The following is a 17,707-nucleotide window of genomic DNA, read 5'->3' on the forward strand; positions in this document are numbered from 1 at the left end:
ATAACATTTAAGGTATTAACGCTGTAATGATGCTGAGAAATCAAGCATACGATTAAGCGACTTGAGTGCACCTTCACGAAGACCCATATCCACAAAGACCTCTTTACCATTTACATCTAGTAAAGCTTCCTCAATGGCTTTGAGGCCGTTCATTGCCATCCACGGGCAATGCGCACAACTTTTACACGTTGCGCCTTCACCTGCCGTTGGTGCTGCTACAAACTCTTTATCTGGGCATAGCTGCTGCATTTTATAAAAAATGCCACGGTCGGTGGCCACGATAAACTTTTGGTTATCCATTGTTTGCGCCGCTTTGATCAACTGACTGGTTGAGCCTACAGCATCAGCTAACGCGACTATTTCAGCGGGTGACTCAGGGTGAACCAATACGCCAGCATCAGGATACAGGGCTTTCATATCTTTAAGCGCTTTAGTTTTAAACTCATCATGTACAATACACGCGCCATCCCACATGATCATATCAGCGCCGGTGTTCTTCTGAATATAAGCGCCAAGGTGCTTATCAGGGCCCCAGATGATCTTTTCGCCCATTTCATCTAGATGCTCAACTATTTCAAGTGCGCATGATGAAGTAACAATCCAATCAGCACGTGCTTTAACGGCTGTTGAAGTATTGGCGTATACAACCACTTTACGATCAGGGTGCTCGTCACAAAACGCAGAAAACTCATCAATTGGACAGCCAATATCAAGCGAGCATGTTGCTTCAAGCGTTGGCATGACGACGGTTTTATTTGGCGTTAAAATTTTAGCTGTTTCACCCATAAAGCGAACACCAGCAACAATGATCATATCTGCATCATGTTTTGCGCCAAAACGCGCCATTTCTAATGAATCGGCGACACAGCCACCGGTTTCTTCAGCAAGCGCTTGAATTTCAGGATCAGTATAATAATGGGCAACAAGTACCGCATTTTTATCAATTAATAGTTGTTTTATACGTGCCTTATATTGCGCTTGCTCATCAACATTCAATGGAGCTGGCTTAGGAGGAAAGATGTATCCTTCAGGCATAATAGTTTGAGCTAAACTCATTTCTCGACCACTTAAATCTACAGTGCATTTATGGGGTGAATTATACGAGAATATAAAGCTAAATAACAGTAGTGGTTACGAACTCAAAGGGAAAAATATAAAAAGAAAGGATACCAAGAATGGTGGGTCATGATGGACTTGAACCATCGACCAATGGATTAAAAGTCCACTGCTCTACCAACTGAGCTAATGACCCGCTCTTGTGCTACTGATTGAAATAGCTGTTGCGTGAATCCGCCGATTGATACCATTCAATGGTACAAAGAATGGTGGGTCATGATGGACTTGAACCATCGACCAATGGATTAAAAGTCCACTGCTCTACCAACTGAGCTAATGACCCGCTCTTGTGCTACTGATTGAAGTAGCTGCTACGTGAATCCGCCGATTGATACCATTCAATGATACAAAGAATGGTGGGTCATGATGGACTTGAACCATCGACCAATGGATTAAAAGTCCACTGCTCTACCAACTGAGCTAATGACCCGCTCTGATTGTGCAATCTGCACTGCGTAAATCCGCCGATTGATACCATTCAATTCTTAGCATAAAGCCAAATAAAGAATGGTGGGTCATGATGGACTTGAACCATCGACCAATGGATTAAAAGTCCACTGCTCTACCAACTGAGCTAATGACCCGCTCTAATTGTGCAATCTGCACTGCGTAAATCCGCCGATTGATACCATTCAACCCTTAGCATAAAGCCAAAAAAGAATGGTGGGTCATGATGGACTTGAACCATCGACCAATGGATTAAAAGTCCACTGCTCTACCAACTGAGCTAATGACCCGCTCTAATGTTACAACTCAATGTAACTAAACAATACGTAAATCCGCCGATAAAAGACCATTCAAATGTTAACATAAAGCCAACTTTAAAATGGTGGGTCATGATGGACTTGAACCATCGACCAATGGATTAAAAGTCCACTGCTCTACCAACTGAGCTAATGACCCGCTCTTTTTGCCGCAATTTGAGTGGTTGAACCATTCGTTTGCTGCGGGCGCTTATAATACTTATTTAAAAAATGAGTGCAACAGAAAATGTCTCTTTTTTTAAGTTTTTATGTCTAGTTGACCAATTTTAGACCGCTTATGACAAAAAGCAGTCTAATCAAGCTCATTCTACATTTTTGCTAGGCGTTCTGTGGCCAATTTTGCAGCAGTGGTACTTGGGTATTGGTTGATCAGTTCGTTCAAGGTTTTTGTTGCTTGATCTGCTAATCCTTGTTCTTGTAACAAAGTACCTAATTTTAACATCGCATCAGGACGCTTGTTTGAATTAGGAAATTCGTTAACAACTACCCTAAAGTGTTCAGAGGCATTAACTGGATCATTTTTGATTGTCAGTAATTGCCCTAACCAATAATGCGCATTAGAGGCATACACTGATTCTGGGTACGTCGTTAAGAACGTTTGAAATTCCGGAATCGCTTGATCGTACCGCTTATCCTTCATTATTAATGCCACTGCACGTTCATAAGCTTCGTTCTCTGATAAGTCAGAGCTTATTGTTTGTGATGTCGCTTGCTCGGTATAATCGGGCTGAGCGCTTTGGCTAGGTTGTGAGTAAGCTTGGCTAACACGGTTTTCAATTTCTTGATAAAGCTCGCGTTGGCGCTGAAGTACTTTTTCAAGCTTATAGCTTTGTTCTTCGGTAATACCGCGAACTTGGCTAACTTCATCTTGAAGTACATTTAGCTGTTGCTGTAATTCAACTTGTAATAAGTTTCGTGACTGCATCATATTCTCTAATGCAGCTAGGCGTTTTTCAATGCTTGATTGTGAACTTGCAGCTTCTGAAACAGGAGCGGGAGCAGCCCAAACTTGGGTGCTCCCGCTCAATATCATGGCTGCCAAAATAATTTTCGGCTTCATAATGTCTCTAATCTTAGTAAACTAGTACCGCACGGCGGTTTTTTGCGAAAGCTGATTCAGTACGTGACTTAACCATTGGCTTCTCTTCACCATAGCTCACAACTGACATTTGGCTAGCTGAAACACCTAAACTTTGTAAGTATTTTTCAACTGCTTGACCACGGTGCTCACCAAGTGCAATGTTATACTCTGGTGTGCCACGCTCATCTGCATGACCTTCAATAAGTACTTTAACCGATGGGTTTTGTACTAAGAACTCAGCGTGTGCGCGTAAAAGCTCGCCGTACTGACCTTGAATAGTCGCTTTGTCAAAATCAAAGTAAATTACTTGTTCTTGACGAAGTGCTTCATATTTTTCACGAAGCTCTTCTTGTGCTTGCTGTTCAGGAGTTAATGTTGCTACTTCTACAGTATCGTTTTGCGTAGTTTGTTCAACAGTTCCTTGGTTTGATTGGTTTGCAGCACCTTCATCGATATCTGAAGATGAGCTACAAGCCGCTAGAGTCATAACTGGCACAGCGATTAACAGGCCTTTAAGTATTTTATTAAGTTGCATGAGTAGATTCCTATATTGAGTAAACTAGCAATTATTACTGCAAGTATGGCGACCAAGCTGGTGCCTTTACTTGTCCGTTTAGCACAGGTAAGCGTGCCTTAAAGCGACCGTCCATTGATACCAGCGCCAGTACCTGTTTATTATTATGAAGCGTGCTATAGATAATCATTGAGCCATTTGGTGCTATGCTCGGTGATTCATCCAAACGCGTTCGTGTTAATACTTGAAACGCGCCACTAGCCAGCTCTTTCTTAGCAAGATGGTACTGTCCGTTAGTTCGGTTAACCATCACTAATTCTTTGCCGTCTGGGGTAATTGAACCTGCCAGGTTCATGTCGCCATCGAATGTCATTCTTTGTGACCTACCGGTTTGTAAATTTAACTTATAAATCTGAGCATTACCACCCCTTTCAGAGGTAAACAGGATTTCTTGACCATTCGGATGCCAAGATGGCTCGGTATCTATGCTACGGTGATTTGTAAGACGCGTTTCTTTACGCGTTTGCATATCTAACATATAGACTTCTGTTGCACCGTTTCTGTCTTTAGATAACACGAGTAATAATTTTGTACCATCAGGTGAAAATTGAGGCGCTCCATTGATGCCTTCATGGCTGGTGATCAGCTCACGTTTACCTGAGTATAAATCTTGGATAAAAATTTGGCTTTGGCGATTTTCAAACGTTACATAAGCAAGCTTAGTTCCATCAGGAGACCAAGCAGGTGACATAAGCGGCTCTTTTGAGCGTAATAGCACTTGCTCGTTAAACCCATCGTAGTCAGCAACCACTAGTTGATATGGCTTAGGCTCATCATCACGCACGATTACATAGGCAATTTTAGTTAAAAACGCACCGCGCTCGCCAGTTAACTTTTCATAAACAACATCACTTATACGATGAGCGTACCGTCTAAAGCCTGTTTCAGAAATCACACTTTCACGTGCTTCTTGTACGTGATCTTGGCTTTTAATTAGTTTACCGTTACTCATCATTTGTGTTTCGCCTCCCGTGATTTGGCCACGAATAACATCAACAAGTTCATAACTCACTAAATAGCGCCCATCGGTTTGCTGTTCGACATTGCCAACTAATATAGCTTCAACACCCAAATTGACCCACGCAGAGTAATCGATATCACTGTCTTTACTCGGTAATTGCGGCATATCATTTATACTAATAGGCTTAAATTTACCACTGCGCATTAAGTCAGCGGCAATTACTTCACTGAGTTTTTGCGGTATTGGGCCCACACCATTGTATTGAAAAGGCACGATAGCAATGGGGCGTGCACCATCGATCCCTTCTGTAATGACAATTTCAAGTGCAGCATTAGCTACACTTGTAAAGCCAATAACTAAAATTAAACAAACTGCTTTTAACTGGTTGAACATACCATTCCTTTAAAATTGTGGCTTAATTGTTAAGTTAATATTTTTTAATTGCTCAAATACGTCTTTATCTTTCGATACAGGTAACGTGTCAGCCATGCGAACAGCACGAAGAGCAGCTTCACACACCAATTTATCACCCCCTAACGATTTGACCTGAGTCACTAGGCCGTTAAAACCTAAGCGAATATTCACTCGACACTGTTGATTTTTCATTTTTTCATCAATTAACAGATTTTGTTGAATACGGGCCATTATCAGGGCTTTATATTTATCAACTTCAGAAACAACTTGTTGTTGACGTACTTTATTACGTGCAGCTTGCTCTTTCGCTAATTGCTCTTGTAGCATTTGTTCTTGCAACGCTTTTTGACGTGCTTGCTCTGCAGCTTCGGCACGCTTTTTAGCTTCTAGCTCTTGACGCTTTCGCTCTTCTTCTGCTTTTTTAAGGGCATCTTCTTCAGCTTTGCGTTTATCGGCAGCTGCTTTTGCAGCTTCTTCAGCCTCTTGCTTTTGCTTTTCAGCTTGTTGTGCTTTTGCACGCTCTTTCTGTTCAATTTCACGCGCTTTTTTTGCTTGTGCTTGAGCTTGAGCCGTTTCTTTTTCTTTAGCTCTGCGTTCTTGCTCTAACTTTTTGATCCGTCTTGCTTCTGATTCACGTTGCTTACGTGCATCAGACGCTCGGCGTTCTAAGTCACGAATACGCTTATCTTCAGCGCGCTTTTTGTCATTTTCTTTACGTTTTAACTCGGCAACTTTTTGCTCAACCATTTTTTGATCAACAGTGACTGCGGAGACTGCATTTTCAGCCTCTGGCATAGCTTTGGAGTTTAATGTCACTTCTAATACTTTTGGACTCGGCGTATGAAAGTTCGCGGTGCCAAACAGCACACCTATAATCGCCAAGTGTAACAATACAGACTTTACTACTGAAGCACCCATATTAACCTTTACTTCCTTCAAATGACTCAGTCATCAAACCGACCGAAGGTACACCCGCATTCTTTAAAAAGTCCATTAATAATAGAACTTCTTGATAAGATACTTTACCTGAACCTTTAATCATCACTGGTGTTTCTGGGTTTTTCATCAATTGTAGTTTTATAACCGCAGCAACATCGAGTGCCTCCATAGGCTCCTCGGGATCGGTGCCAATACTTACATAATACTTACCCGCTGAGTCAATTGACGCAATAATAGGGGGTGTATCTTTTGTATCAACTAAATCAGACTCTTCCATTTTAGGTAAATCAACTTTAACACCATGAGTAATTAAAGGTGCTGTTGCCATAAATATAATTAGTAGTACCAGCATTACGTCGATGTAAGGAACTACGTTTATCTCTGCAACAGGACGACGCTTCTTACGCTGATACATTCGCTTTTGCCTCTATTTGTGTAGCTGCTTGACGGTGTAAAATATTTGCAAACTCTTCCATAAAGTTAATATAGTTTGATTCAAGCTTTTCTACTTTGTTTGCAAAGCGGTTGTAAGCAATAACGGCTGGGATAGCAGCAAATAAACCCATGGCCGTTGCAATCAAGGCTTCAGCAATCCCTGGGGCTACCATTTGTAGTGTTGCCTGCTTAACTTCACCAAGTGCGATAAAAGCATTCATAATGCCCCATACTGTACCAAACAAACCTATATATGGGCTGATTGAACCCACGGTTGCCAAAAACGATAAACTTGATTCTAATTTTTCAATCTCACGGGATAAAGCAACACGCATTGAACGATGGGTACCTTCCATAACAATACTGGCGCTTTGAAATGAGGTTTTCTTGTGACGAGCAAACTCTTTGAAACCTGCCACAAATAGCGCTTCAATACCAGTGGCACTGCTGCGTGACGAAATTTCATTGTAGAGCTTACTTAAATCGATACCAGACCAAAACTTTTGCTCAAATCGCTTTGCATTTAACAATGCATCTGAAATAGCTTTTTTACGTTGAAAAATAATAGCCCATGACATAATAGACATGCCAACTAACGCTAACATCACTAATTGTACCAATACACTTGCTTCGAGGATTAAATCTACAAAATTAATTCCTGATCCCACAATAAACTCCCAATTCAATTTCTTGTTAAAGTCGTACTTTTTATAAAGTGCGACTATGACCAATAATATAGCCAATAGTTCAGGCTAGTGTATCCACTGCGCAGTGAACTGACAACGCTGTTGCTACGAATTAGCAGCAAAAAACGGTGAAAACCCAACTGAGTGCCTCTTTATTGTGCAACCGACGTAAAATAATAGATTACAGTTAAAATAACAATATTATATAACAACAGCCTATTCGATTATTTATATCAAAAAACCGATAAAAAACCCCTGCTTTATTCATTATCCGTGCATAAACAATCAAAAACCAACAAATAACTAAGATTAGCCAAAAATAAACTAATCTATAACAATAAAACACAAAGCATTAAAAACCTTAAATAACATAACGATAAATAACCTTCATGAATTTAATGAGCAAAAATAAAACAAATTAAAAAGTTTTGATATTAGTTTTTTTAATCTGAAAATAAAATTTTTCTAGTTTGAACAAAGCATCGCTTTTACGTATTATTTACTCATACTGAGCTAGCGCAGTAATAGCTAACACTATTAAGCCCAGTTCATTCGTAATATGATTCTGATTTTTCGTATTACACCGCTTAAAGCACTCATGATAAAACATGATTTAATTAAGCTGTATACTCTGGATTACTTCCTTCAACTTGTTGTTTGCCCGCATGTTTATGCGGGTTTTTTTTGCCCACAGAAAACCCGCTGCTACAAATTATGACTTACACGATAGAGGTTTCTAGCTTAACAGCATGTGAATTTTTAATGGTGGGTTTTAATTATCATCTTAGGTTTGTATAGATGACAATCAGTTGGTCAAGTACCAAACAAAAGTTACAGTAAATACAGCTCTACTGACGTAAAGCTGTATTATAAAATCAATCTTTTTTGGGGAGTAAGCCAAAGTGGTGATAAGCATTATCGGATACTATACGCCCTCGTGGGGTTCGTTGAATAAACCCTTGCTGGATTAAAAATGGCTCAATAACATCTTCAATCGTTTCTTTTTCTTCACCGATGGCAGCTGCAAGATTATCCAGACCAACCGGTCCGCCCATAAATTTTTCAATAATGGCGAGTAAGTATTTACGATCCATGTAGTCAAAACCACTTTTATCAACATCAATCATATTAAGTGCCAGCTCTGCAACTTCGGCGTTTACAGTACCGTCTGATTTAACTTGTGTGTAATCTCGTACACGTCGTAATAACCGGTTAGCAATACGCGGGGTGCCTCGTGAGCGTTTAGCAATTTCAGTTGCACCGTCATCACACATTTCTAAATTTAAATAATGTGCAGAGCGCCCCACTATCGTAGATAAGTCAGTAATTGAATAAAACTCTAACCGCTGCACAATGCCGAATCTATCGCGTAGTGGTGACGTCAAAGAGCCTGCACGCGTTGTTGCACCTATTAATGTAAATGCTGGTAAATCTAATTTTATTGAGCGCGCTGCTGGCCCTTCACCAATCATTAAATCAAGTTGATAATCTTCCATCGCAGGATAAAGTATTTCTTCAACTTGTGGGCTTAATCGGTGTATTTCATCAATAAACAACACATCACCTTCTTCAAGGTTAGTTAATAACGCCGCTAAGTCCCCTGCTTTTTCAAGTACAGGGCCTGATGTAGTTTTAATATTTACATTTAACTCATTGGCTACAATATTAGCTAAAGTTGTTTTACCTAGCCCTGGAGGGCCAAATATTAATAAATGATCGAGTGCTTCACTTCGACTACGTGCCGCTTCAATAAATATTTCCATTTGCTGTTTAACATGAGGCTGACCTGTGTAATCTGCCAGTAATTTTGGCCTTATGGCACGATCAACAACATCTTCGTTACTTTGCTCGCTTGCGTCTATGAGACGATCCGCTTCAATCATGGTTTACTCACAACATTGATTTTAGAGATTCTTTAATTAGATTCTCTGTAGACATACCCGGCTTACCAACAGCTTTAACTGTTTTTTGTGCTTGAGCTAGTTTATAGCCTAAAGAAACGAGTGCAGATACAGCATCGTCTGCTGCATTATTTGCGACCAGCGTATCGTTTGCAACCGGTTCAATAACTGCATTATCGCTAAATGGTGTGAATAAGTCATTACCCCAGTCTTTTAGCCTGTCTTTCATTTCAAGTACAAGGCGTTCTGCGGTTTTTTTACCAACCCCTGGTAGTTTTACTAGGCTGGTTGCATCTTCATTGTTTACACAACTGACAAACTGTTGCGCCGACATACCGGATAAAATTGCAAGTCCTAGCTTTGGTCCTACCCCATTTGCCTTTAATAACTCACGAAACAACGCTCGCTCCACTTTATTATTAAAACCAAATAATAATTGTGCATCTTCTCGAACCACAAAATGGGTATAGACTAGGGTGTTTTCGCCTATATTTGGTAAGTCATAAAAACAGGTCATGGGCATGTTTACTTCGTATCCAACACCGCTGACTTCAATGAGTATTTCTGGCGCTTGTTTTTCAACTAACACACCATTTAAGCGACCGATCATATTTATTTCCTTAATCTTCCTCTAACGGTTTTTGAAGCACTACCCGCTAGTTTTATTAAATTTTGCTCAGAGTGTGCATGGCAGATTGCAATGGCAAGCGCATCTGCAGCATCAGCTTGAGGAGTACCTGGCAACTTTAAAATATTTTTAACCATTTGCTGTACTTGGGATTTGTCAGCCCCGCCGTGCCCAACTACAGCTTGCTTTATCTGCCTAGCTGAATACTCAAACACAGGTAGTTCAGCCATTGATGCACCTACAATGGCAGCCCCTCTGGCTTGACCAAGCTTTAATGCAGAGTCTGGGTTATGAGCCATAAAAACTTTTTCAATTGCAAACGTAGTTGGCGAAAACTGCTCGATAAGCTGGCTAACACCTTGGTAAATCATTTTTAATCGAATAGGAAACTCATGTTCAGCTAATTTGATACAGCCACTGCCTAAGTAGTTAAATTTAGCGCCTTGGTGCTCAATGACACCATATCCCGTTAAACGAGAGCCGGGATCGATCCCTAAAATAATAGCCAAACGCTACCCTACACCTATTAATCTTTTATATGGCAATAATGCCAGAGCACTGTATAAATTACCAGTGCATTGTTAACTTTAAATAAATCAAAAAAATACCCGCTAATGCGGGCATTTAAAATCAACTCATAAGCTTATTTTAGACTTAAGCCAGTGAACGCAATAATCCTTGTGTATTTTTGCGCATAGTTCGGGCAATCATTAAATAACCTAACGCAGCTACAAATACACCACCAGCGATAGGACCAATTAACCAAATATGCGGGTGTAATTTACCTGCTAGTTCAAACATTTCTCTTTGTACAATAAACAATGCTAGATCACTGATAAGCGCTGCGACAAACCCAGCGGTAATACCAAGCAGTAAAAATTCATACAAGGTGGCATTTTTTATTAATCTGCCTTTCGCGCCCAAAGTACGAAGTATTACAATTTCTTGCATACGTTCACCAAGACTTGCCTGCACTTGAGAAATAAGGACTAGAGCACCACACAAAACAACAATCGCTAATACAAAGCCTATTGCCAACGATACTTGCGAAATGGTAGATCGAATTTGCTTAACAAAGCTATCAACATCAATCGCATTAATTGTTGGATATGTACGTAAAAGCTCACTAAAATCTTGTTTTTGCTCTGCTTCAATACGTACTGACGATATATACGTTGCAGGAAAATCGGCTAATACATCTGGGCTTAAAATAATAAAGAAATTAGGTTTTAAGGTCGCCCAGTTTACTTTGCGTACACTAGTTACTTTCGCGTCAAACGACTGTGCGCCAATTAAAAACGTTAACGTGTCTCCGAGTTTAATATCAAGCCTATCAAGCATTGATTGTTCAACTGATGCCTCAGCAGTCGCATCATCAGCAAACCACTGCCCATCAATAATTTCATTATGGGCCGGCGGCGTTGCAAGCCAAGTTAAATTAAGCTCACGACCAATACCTGAGCGAGCTTCTTCATCTTTTTTCTCATTATCTTCAAGTGAGACTTCGCGGGCAACAAGTTCACCATTTACCGCATTTACACGGCCACGTATTGTGGGGTAAAACTCTGAAACAAGGATGTCTTTTTGCGCCAAAAAGGTATTTACTTCAGGCAACTCAGTTTCAGTTATATTGACTAAAAAAGCATTTGGTGCATCGCTGGGAAGTTGTGATTCCCAATCTGAGATCATGTCATTCTTAAGTACAATTAAAAACAAAAGCAATTTGATTGCCAATGAAAAACTAATCAACTGCACGGCATTGGCATTTGCCCGCTTTTGAATAGATGCTATCGCTAACGACCAACTATTACCTGGGCGTAGGCCAAGTTTACGACCCCCACCAAAAATTAATCGCGACAAGCCAAATAATAAACCAATCAGTACAAGGGTAGAGATAAATAAAATTGCAGTTATTTTTAAATTATTACTAAACAACCACATTAATAAAAACACTGTAACGCCAGACATCGCTAAGTGCACTTTACTCACTAATAACTTATCACCTAAATTGCGTCGTAATACCCTCAATGGCGGTATATCGAATAGGTCAAGTAACGGTTTTATTGAAAACATTACCGCACAAATCACACCGGTGCTAATAGCCACAAGCCATGGCTTTATACCTGCAGCGGGTAACGTGTTACTCATTGATTTTGCTAGGTAGTCTGTAGCCACTTCTTGTAAACCAAAGCCAATTAGTAAACCAATCGCAACAGAGAAAAAACACACCATTGATAAATGCAGTAAATAGATTTTACGTATTGTAGTGCGGCTTCCACCAAGGGTTTTCATCATAGCGACAGGATCGTATTGACGCTCACAATAACGTTTTGCCGACACTGCAATTGCCACAGCCGCTAAAATAATACCCAACAAACCCGCTAACAACAAAAAGCTCTCAGCACGGTTTAAGCTTCTCGCAATGGGTGATTGTCTGTCTTTTACACCATACCATTGCTGGTTTTCTTTCATTTGCGGCTTTAACCAGGTGTAAAAATCGCTAATATCTCCTTCGTCGCCGGCATAAAGTTGACGATAATAAACCCGACTACCCGGTTGGATCACTTGCGTTTTCGCTATATCAGCTTCGTTGAGTAGTACCCGTCGACTACTTGAAAATATATTAAAAGGCGCGTCTGGCTCTTCGACTAAAACTTTTTCGATAGTAAATTGCGCAGCACCCAACTCAACTATATCGCCCACTTTTACGTTCAAAGCATAAAAAACAGACTCGCTAAACCAGACATTGCCAACACTTGGCCCTTTTGTTGCTATTTCTACATCGCCTGTCAAAGATGATTTAATTTTTAACTCACCTTTTAACGGGTAGTGCTCAGACACGGCTTTAACGGAACTTAATTGCATTTCATCATTAGCAAAAAGCATAGTGTCAAAGTAAGTTAGTTTGGCCGTTTTTAAATTATAGCTACCGGCCTCAGATAAATAATCATCAGGTAATGCATGGCTACTTGCCAGTACACGGTCTGCAGCGATAAAGGCACTGCTTTTTTGTGCAATACTTTGGCCTATTCGATCAGTTACCATCGATAAAGTTAAAACGGTTAAAACAGCCAATGAAATAGCTGCGCAGATCACCGTTAGCTCGCCGCGACGAAATTCACGGCTAAACAGTTTTAATGCTAATTTAGCCCACATTCGCCACATCCTCACTCGTATCTTTTACGAGCTTGCCCGCTTCGATTTGCAAAATGTGCTGACATTTTTGAGCGAGCGCTTCATCATGGGTCACTAAAATAAGGGTCGTACCGTGGGATTGGTTTAGATCAAACAATAAAGATTCAATCATTTTACCATTTTTACTGTCTAGATTTGCCGATGGCTCATCAGCAAATAAAATCTTAGGCGTGCCAATAAATGCGCGGGCAATCGCAACTCGTTGCTGCTCCCCTCCAGATAGTTGCGACGGATAGTGCTCTACACGATGACTCAAACCTACTTTTTCAAGTAGCTCAAGCGCCTGTTGCTTTGCATTTTGCTCCCCTGCAAGCTCTGCCGGTAGCATCACATTTTCAAGCGCAGTTAAGCTTTGCACTAACATAAAAGATTGAAACACAAAGCCAACTTTAGAAGCTCTTAGTGCGGCACGAGCTTCTTCGTCTAATGAATGCAGTGGTTCGCCATCCAAAAAGATTTCACCTTCGCTTGATTGGTCGAGCCCTGCCAGTAAACTCAATAATGTTGATTTACCTGAGCCAGACGTACCAACAACCGCAACTGAATCGCCAGACTTGACATTAAAGCTGATGTCACTGAGGATGGGCAAATCCCCTTCAAGGGTTGATACCGTTTTAGAAAGACCATTAACCTGAATAATATTTAATTGAGATAGCGCTGACATATGATGCATTCAATCCTACGTTTTATATTCGTTTTACTGTTAGTAATCAAACCACTTACCGCTGCAGCTGACAACACAATTTTAATTTTAGGAGACAGTTTAAGTGCCGCCTACGGGTTAAAACAAGAGCAAGGCTGGGTTAAATTGTTACAAGATAAATACGACGCCGAGCAAGCAAATGTACAGCTTATAAATGCCAGCATCAGCGGTGAAACCACCGGCGGCGCTCTACGTCGTTTAGAAGGCCTACTCAATGAGTTCAGCCCTAGCCATGTACTTATTGAACTTGGCGGCAATGACGGCCTGCGTGGCTTTCCTATTAAAAAGCTACAAGACAATTTAACGTCTCTCGTACAAACCAGTAAACAGGCAGATGCGCAAGTGGCGATTATGGAGATACATATACCACCTAACTACGGGCCACGTTACACAGGTATGTTCACTGATAGCTTTACAAAAATCGCAGATGAAACAAACAGCTACTTGATGCCTTTTTTCGTACTTAAAGTTGCAACAGATAACAGTTTGATGCAGAACGATAATATACACCCTAACAAAACAGCTCAACCAATGCTACGAGATGAGATGTATAAATCGATCAATGATTGGTTAGATGACTAATTTTTTATTAGAGCTAGGTGATTTTTTCGCTTAGCTCGCTCAATAAACGTTCAAACAAACCAAAGCTTATTGATTTTTCAAAAATATTACGTATATTGCTTCACATCGTCGGTATGTAGCGCAGCTTGGTAGCGCACTGTCATGGGGTGGCAGGGGTCGAGAGTTCGAATCTCTCCATACCGACCATTTAATTCAATACCTACCTCTATTGAAAAGTCTCTTTTTAAAACTAGAAACGCTTCATGTAACCCCTGTATTATTTTTTATAGTCAGGCATTCAAACTCATTGCTTTAATTATTTTTGCATACGTAATAGTTGCGAATCCCCTACAGCTTACACATCAAATCCAGCAATCAGCAAAAATGATGTGAGCGAGGATGTTGTGCGATTAAGGTATCGTCATGATAAAGCTGTACTAGCTGATTGGTTATGTTTGCACATAATTGTTTCTTAACCCACTGATACGGCACACTGTAATAATGTCTTTCTATTTCAACATGATAATCAATGTGTACTCGCACCGTTTTGATTTGTGTATTGTGGTAGGGCTTTTGAGGGAATGGCTTTAATACTGGTTTATCAACAATGTCAAAGAGTTGCTTGAGTGACTGTTGATATTGCTTCATCACCTTATTGTTCATTACATCAAGTAGCTTTGCTATTTCTTGATTTAAGTGCGCTAAGCTGTAAAAAAAGTTTGGCTACGCAGACGTGCCATGATCCAACGCTCAACAATTTGTACACCGACTTCAGCCTTCGATTTATCTTTGGGTTTATAAGGTCTAGCGGGTATGACCGCGACGTTAAAATACTCGGCTAGTTGATGATACGTGGGGTTTAAATCTGGCTCGTAGCGACAGGGTTTACTAACGGCACTTTTTAAGTTGTCGGGAATAACAAGCTCAGGCACTCCGCCTAAAAATTCAAAGCAACGCGCATGACTCATCACCCAATCTTCAAGTTGCTGGCTATACGTTGCCTCAGCATAGGTATAATTTGATGCGCCGAGTGCGGCAACAAACACTTGAGCAGTTCGTGTCTCCTGCGTTGTAGGGCATATGATGGTCAGTGTGGGGCCACAATAATCCACAAACAGCTTTTCACCCCTTTATGATGTTGACGCATCGATAACCGTTGTTTTCCCACCCATTGCCGATAGGCGCGCCAGAAGTGGCTGTAGGTGTAATAAGGCTCTCCGACTTTCTCACGTAATTCATCGAATACTAACTGCAACGTTAAATGTTTATGCTGCTTTAAATCCCTGTTGATAGCGAGCTAAACAGGTGTTGGGGATCTTTTTTTACGGGTTGAGAAGTCCCTGATTTTTGTATTAAGAAAAGCACCGTGTTACTTCTCTTCAGGTAACGGCCATTGGTTTAAGCCTAACTCATTGGCCTTTTTAACGTAATTAGCGACGGTCCCAGGGGAGAAATTAAGCTTCTGGCGATCTCTCGATGGGATAACTTTGCTGAATATTTCAGCCGTAAAATAACATGTAATTTACTCATAGATATAGGTATTGTTGAAATGATTGTTATCCTCATCAAATGATTTAGATAACGGTTTAACATACCTACAAAAATGATAAAACGTGAACTCAGAAACGGATGGCATTAAGCTTTGATTGGCAAAATCATTAAGAACTCAAAAGTGATCATTATCGAGTGATTTTCGTGATCAAAGCTGGGGAGAATATGCAATCTACCACTAGACTACTGATTGAACAGAAAAAACAATATGGCAGCAGAACATATAGCACTCGCCCATAAAAGCTTTACTAATTCATCGCGCATAGCAAATGAAGCACTGTTGTGCAATAAGTATTGATAGTCAATCAAGTATTTAAAGCATTAAGGAACTCACCCCATTTAAGTGGGCGCGATAAATAGTAGCCTTGTGCCCAATCACAGCCGTGTTCTCTTAAATATGTTAACTGTGCTTCTGTTTCAACACCCTCGGCAATTACACGAAGATCATAGAGTTTGGCCAAGCTTTGAATTATCATCACCATTTTATTACGCGCCTCACGTTCTGAAAAGAGATCATTCACAAATGACCTATCGATTTTCAAGCAATCAGCTGGGTAGTGGATTAATTGATTAAATGCCGTATAGCCAGTTCCGAAGTCATCTAATGCTATGGACACTCCAAGCTCATCTAAGGCTTTTAAGATCCTTAGGCAAGTAATGTCACCTGCAACGAATGCAGTTTCAGTTACTTCAAGCTCAACACTTTCAGGTTTAATTTTATGATAATCCAATAATTTTTTTATTTGTATAGGAAATGCCTCGTTATGCAATTCTACACCTGAAATATTAATGCAGATCTTTCCTTTAAAATTGTGCTGATTTTGTAAAATACCTTGCGCTTGTAAGGCATTATCGATGACCCATAAATCGATATCTTTGATCAAACCGGTTGCTTCTGCCACGGGAATAAATTGATCAGGCCCAACCCCTTTTAGTTCAGTACTTTGACACCTAAGCAGCACTTCAACAGCAACAATGCTGTTATCTTCGCAGTCAAATATTGGCATATACACTAAAGAAAAATGCTTTTCATTCAGAGCTAGCCTTAGACCCTTCTCAATCAACTGACGTTGTTGCAGTTTGTCAGCAATTTCTTGGGTAAAAAATCTAAAGCAATTACGACCGTTATTTTTAGCGTCATACATCGCAGCATCAGCGTGATGGAGTAAATCAAAGGGCTCAGTGGTAATATCTGGATACACAGCTATTCCTATACTGGCATAGACCATGTGATCAAAATCATCAACCTTAAACCCCCCTTCAAAAATATTCAAGATACGTGTTGCAACGGTGCTAGCATCAAGCGGATCTTTGATGTTGGGTAATAGTACAACGAACTCATCGCCAGCTAATCTTGCTAGTATTTCTGCCTGTGGTTTGTGCAACTCATCAGAAGGACGAATAGTTTCCCTTAGCTGCTCGCTGAATTTAAGTAATAGCCGGTCACCCGCTTCATGACCATACTGATCATTAACCTGCTTAAAATTATCTAGGTCGATATACAACAAGCCTAAGCGTTGTTTATCTTTCTTTGCTCGGGTTAGCATGCGTTCTAGATTAAATTTAAAGCTCCAACGATTGGGGAGACCTGTGAGCATGTCGTAATAAGCCATCTGACGGATATCATCAGCATGCAGTTGCAGAATAGTTTGGTATGCCTGCTCCTCTGAACGCAAGGCTGCGAGGCAGATAGCATTCAGTGCCAACATTGTGAGCATAAAACGAATTGCTTCAGCCAGTGAGTAGCTAGTCATTAACAAATTGGTCAGCGGTGTAAATAATACCAGCATACTGGCAGCACTGAAAATACCAAACACACATACAGCAGGCCAAAAGCGGTTAATAAAGAGGTTGATGGCAACAATAGGGTAAATCCATAACATTCCAGTATTACTCTCACCACCCGTGATTAGTAAACACATTGATAAGATAAGCAGAATACCGCTCAAAATCCTCGCGGCTTGTTCGACATTGCCACTTAGCTTTAATAGATAAAGATTTGCAACACCCAGAATGGCATTGAGTATTAATATGGAGCCTAGGAAGTAAGCACCATTGATTAAGCTTAAACTCCCAAATGTAGTAAGAAATATAACACCCAATATAGTTAAAACCTGACAAAGCGTGTGGCGGCGGCGGTGTCTTACGGCCAACATTTCTTGCTGACCAACTTTCATTTCTTGTATGTAAGTCATGCT

Annotated in this window: 15 protein-coding genes, 7 tRNA genes and 1 pseudogene; 2 read left to right on the forward strand and 21 right to left on the reverse strand. The window is 40.4% G+C overall.

What is annotated here, in order from left to right; translation table 11 throughout:
• Positions 1-15: 15 nt before the first annotated feature.
• From nadA to AAEU30_RS03500, 18 genes are all read right to left on the reverse strand, one after another.
• A complete protein-coding gene (nadA, locus tag AAEU30_RS03415) occupies positions 16-1,056 on the reverse strand; it encodes a quinolinate synthase NadA (protein ID WP_421959328.1) in 1,041 nt (346 codons plus the stop codon).
• A gap of 120 nt (positions 1,057-1,176) precedes the next feature.
• Positions 1,177-1,252: transfer RNA gene (locus AAEU30_RS03420), tRNA-Lys, on the reverse strand.
• A gap of 71 nt (positions 1,253-1,323) precedes the next feature.
• Positions 1,324-1,399: transfer RNA gene (locus tag AAEU30_RS03425), tRNA-Lys, on the reverse strand.
• A 71-nt stretch (positions 1,400-1,470) separates the two neighbouring features.
• A tRNA-Lys gene (locus AAEU30_RS03430) sits at positions 1,471-1,546 on the reverse strand.
• A 78-nt stretch (positions 1,547-1,624) separates the two neighbouring features.
• A tRNA-Lys gene (locus AAEU30_RS03435) sits at positions 1,625-1,700 on the reverse strand.
• Between the two features lie 77 nt (positions 1,701-1,777).
• Positions 1,778-1,853: transfer RNA gene (locus AAEU30_RS03440), tRNA-Lys, on the reverse strand.
• A gap of 90 nt (positions 1,854-1,943) precedes the next feature.
• Positions 1,944-2,019: transfer RNA gene (locus AAEU30_RS03445), tRNA-Lys, on the reverse strand.
• Between the two features lie 168 nt (positions 2,020-2,187).
• Positions 2,188-2,940, reverse strand: coding sequence for a tol-pal system protein YbgF (ybgF, locus tag AAEU30_RS03450; protein WP_421959329.1), 753 nt, complete (start codon positions 2,938-2,940; stop codon positions 2,188-2,190).
• Between the two features lie 13 nt (positions 2,941-2,953).
• Positions 2,954-3,496 (reverse strand): peptidoglycan-associated lipoprotein Pal, encoded by a 543-nt coding sequence (gene pal, locus AAEU30_RS03455; RefSeq protein ID WP_421959330.1) that lies wholly within the window; start codon positions 3,494-3,496, stop codon positions 2,954-2,956.
• 34 nt (positions 3,497-3,530) lie between these two features.
• Positions 3,531-4,889 carry a Tol-Pal system beta propeller repeat protein TolB gene (gene tolB, locus AAEU30_RS03460; protein ID WP_087534445.1) on the reverse strand — a complete coding sequence of 453 codons (1,359 nt, stop codon included), beginning with the start codon at positions 4,887-4,889 and terminating at the stop codon, positions 3,531-3,533.
• A 9-nt stretch (positions 4,890-4,898) separates the two neighbouring features.
• The gene (tolA, locus tag AAEU30_RS03465; RefSeq protein ID WP_421959331.1) at positions 4,899-5,828 is read right to left on the reverse strand and encodes a cell envelope integrity protein TolA; all 930 of its coding nucleotides are present in this window, start codon (positions 5,826-5,828) and stop codon (positions 4,899-4,901) included.
• A 1-nt stretch (position 5,829) separates the two neighbouring features.
• Complete coding sequence (tolR, locus tag AAEU30_RS03470) at positions 5,830-6,264, reverse strand: protein TolR (protein WP_087534447.1); 435 nt, start codon at positions 6,262-6,264, stop codon at positions 5,830-5,832.
• Positions 6,251-6,952 (reverse strand): protein TolQ, encoded by a 702-nt coding sequence (gene tolQ / locus AAEU30_RS03475; RefSeq protein ID WP_421959332.1) that lies wholly within the window; start codon positions 6,950-6,952, stop codon positions 6,251-6,253. The genes tolR and tolQ overlap by 14 nt, the downstream gene beginning before the upstream one ends.
• Positions 6,953-7,845: 893 nt before the next feature.
• Positions 7,846-8,853, reverse strand: coding sequence for a Holliday junction branch migration DNA helicase RuvB (ruvB, locus tag AAEU30_RS03480; RefSeq protein ID WP_421959333.1), 1,008 nt, complete (start codon positions 8,851-8,853; stop codon positions 7,846-7,848).
• A 7-nt stretch (positions 8,854-8,860) separates the two neighbouring features.
• A complete protein-coding gene (gene ruvA, locus AAEU30_RS03485; RefSeq protein ID WP_421959334.1) occupies positions 8,861-9,481 on the reverse strand; it encodes a Holliday junction branch migration protein RuvA in 621 nt (206 codons plus the stop codon).
• A gap of 2 nt (positions 9,482-9,483) precedes the next feature.
• The gene (ruvC, locus tag AAEU30_RS03490) at positions 9,484-10,008 is read right to left on the reverse strand and encodes a crossover junction endodeoxyribonuclease RuvC (protein WP_290208565.1); all 525 of its coding nucleotides are present in this window, start codon (positions 10,006-10,008) and stop codon (positions 9,484-9,486) included.
• Between the two features lie 145 nt (positions 10,009-10,153).
• Positions 10,154-12,655 carry an ABC transporter permease gene (locus AAEU30_RS03495; RefSeq protein ID WP_421959335.1) on the reverse strand — a complete coding sequence of 834 codons (2,502 nt, stop codon included), beginning with the start codon at positions 12,653-12,655 and terminating at the stop codon, positions 10,154-10,156.
• Entirely contained in the window at positions 12,645-13,358 is a 714-nt protein-coding gene (locus AAEU30_RS03500; RefSeq protein ID WP_087534453.1) for an ABC transporter ATP-binding protein, read from the reverse strand. The genes AAEU30_RS03495 and AAEU30_RS03500 overlap by 11 nt, the downstream gene beginning before the upstream one ends.
• On the opposite strand from AAEU30_RS03500, the gene AAEU30_RS03505 reads away from it, so the two are divergent.
• The gene (locus AAEU30_RS03505) at positions 13,359-13,979 is read left to right on the forward strand and encodes an arylesterase (RefSeq protein ID WP_421959336.1); all 621 of its coding nucleotides are present in this window, start codon (positions 13,359-13,361) and stop codon (positions 13,977-13,979) included.
• A gap of 109 nt (positions 13,980-14,088) precedes the next feature.
• Positions 14,089-14,165 (forward strand) — tRNA-Pro (locus AAEU30_RS03510).
• 168 nt (positions 14,166-14,333) lie between these two features.
• Here the strand turns inward: AAEU30_RS03510 and AAEU30_RS03515 are convergent.
• From AAEU30_RS03515 to AAEU30_RS03525, 3 genes and pseudogenes are all read right to left on the reverse strand, one after another.
• Positions 14,334-14,621, reverse strand: a complete 288-nt coding sequence (locus AAEU30_RS03515; protein ID WP_421959337.1) for a Mu transposase domain-containing protein — start codon at positions 14,619-14,621, stop codon at positions 14,334-14,336.
• 38 nt (positions 14,622-14,659) lie between these two features.
• Positions 14,660-15,219 (reverse strand): annotated as a pseudogene (gene istA, locus AAEU30_RS03520) (IS21 family transposase); the annotation flags it as partial.
• Between the two features lie 595 nt (positions 15,220-15,814).
• Positions 15,815-17,704 (reverse strand): putative bifunctional diguanylate cyclase/phosphodiesterase, encoded by a 1,890-nt coding sequence (locus AAEU30_RS03525; protein ID WP_421959338.1) that lies wholly within the window; start codon positions 17,702-17,704, stop codon positions 15,815-15,817.
• Positions 17,705-17,707 lie beyond the last annotated feature (3 nt).

The sequence above is a fragment of the Pseudoalteromonas mucoides genome (genome assembly GCF_049257175.1).
GTDB lineage: Bacteria > Pseudomonadota > Gammaproteobacteria > Enterobacterales > Alteromonadaceae > Pseudoalteromonas.

Bases quoted from the DNA above. Each gene is read 5' to 3' on its own strand.
- nadA (WP_421959328.1), bottom strand. From the start codon at position 1,056: ATGAGTTTAGCTCAAACTATTATGCCTGAAGGATACATCTTTCCTCCT.
- ybgF (WP_421959329.1), bottom strand. From the start codon at position 2,940: ATGAAGCCGAAAATTATTTTGGCAGCCATGATATTGAGCGGGAGCACC.
- pal (WP_421959330.1), bottom strand. From the start codon at position 3,496: ATGCAACTTAATAAAATACTTAAAGGCCTGTTAATCGCTGTGCCAGTT.
- tolB (WP_087534445.1), bottom strand. From the start codon at position 4,889: ATGTTCAACCAGTTAAAAGCAGTTTGTTTAATTTTAGTTATTGGCTTT.
- tolA (WP_421959331.1), bottom strand. From the start codon at position 5,828: ATGGGTGCTTCAGTAGTAAAGTCTGTATTGTTACACTTGGCGATTATA.
- tolR (WP_087534447.1), bottom strand. From the start codon at position 6,264: ATGTATCAGCGTAAGAAGCGTCGTCCTGTTGCAGAGATAAACGTAGTT.
- ruvB (WP_421959333.1), bottom strand. From the start codon at position 8,853: ATGATTGAAGCGGATCGTCTCATAGACGCAAGCGAGCAAAGTAACGAA.
- ruvA (WP_421959334.1), bottom strand. From the start codon at position 9,481: ATGATCGGTCGCTTAAATGGTGTGTTAGTTGAAAAACAAGCGCCAGAA.
- AAEU30_RS03495 (WP_421959335.1), bottom strand. From the start codon at position 12,655: ATGTGGGCTAAATTAGCATTAAAACTGTTTAGCCGTGAATTTCGTCGC.
- AAEU30_RS03500 (WP_087534453.1), bottom strand. From the start codon at position 13,358: ATGTCAGCGCTATCTCAATTAAATATTATTCAGGTTAATGGTCTTTCT.
- AAEU30_RS03505 (WP_421959336.1), top strand. From the start codon at position 13,359: ATGATGCATTCAATCCTACGTTTTATATTCGTTTTACTGTTAGTAATC.
- AAEU30_RS03515 (WP_421959337.1), bottom strand. From the start codon at position 14,621: ATGAACAATAAGGTGATGAAGCAATATCAACAGTCACTCAAGCAACTC.
- AAEU30_RS03525 (WP_421959338.1), bottom strand. From the start codon at position 17,704: ATGACTTACATACAAGAAATGAAAGTTGGTCAGCAAGAAATGTTGGCC.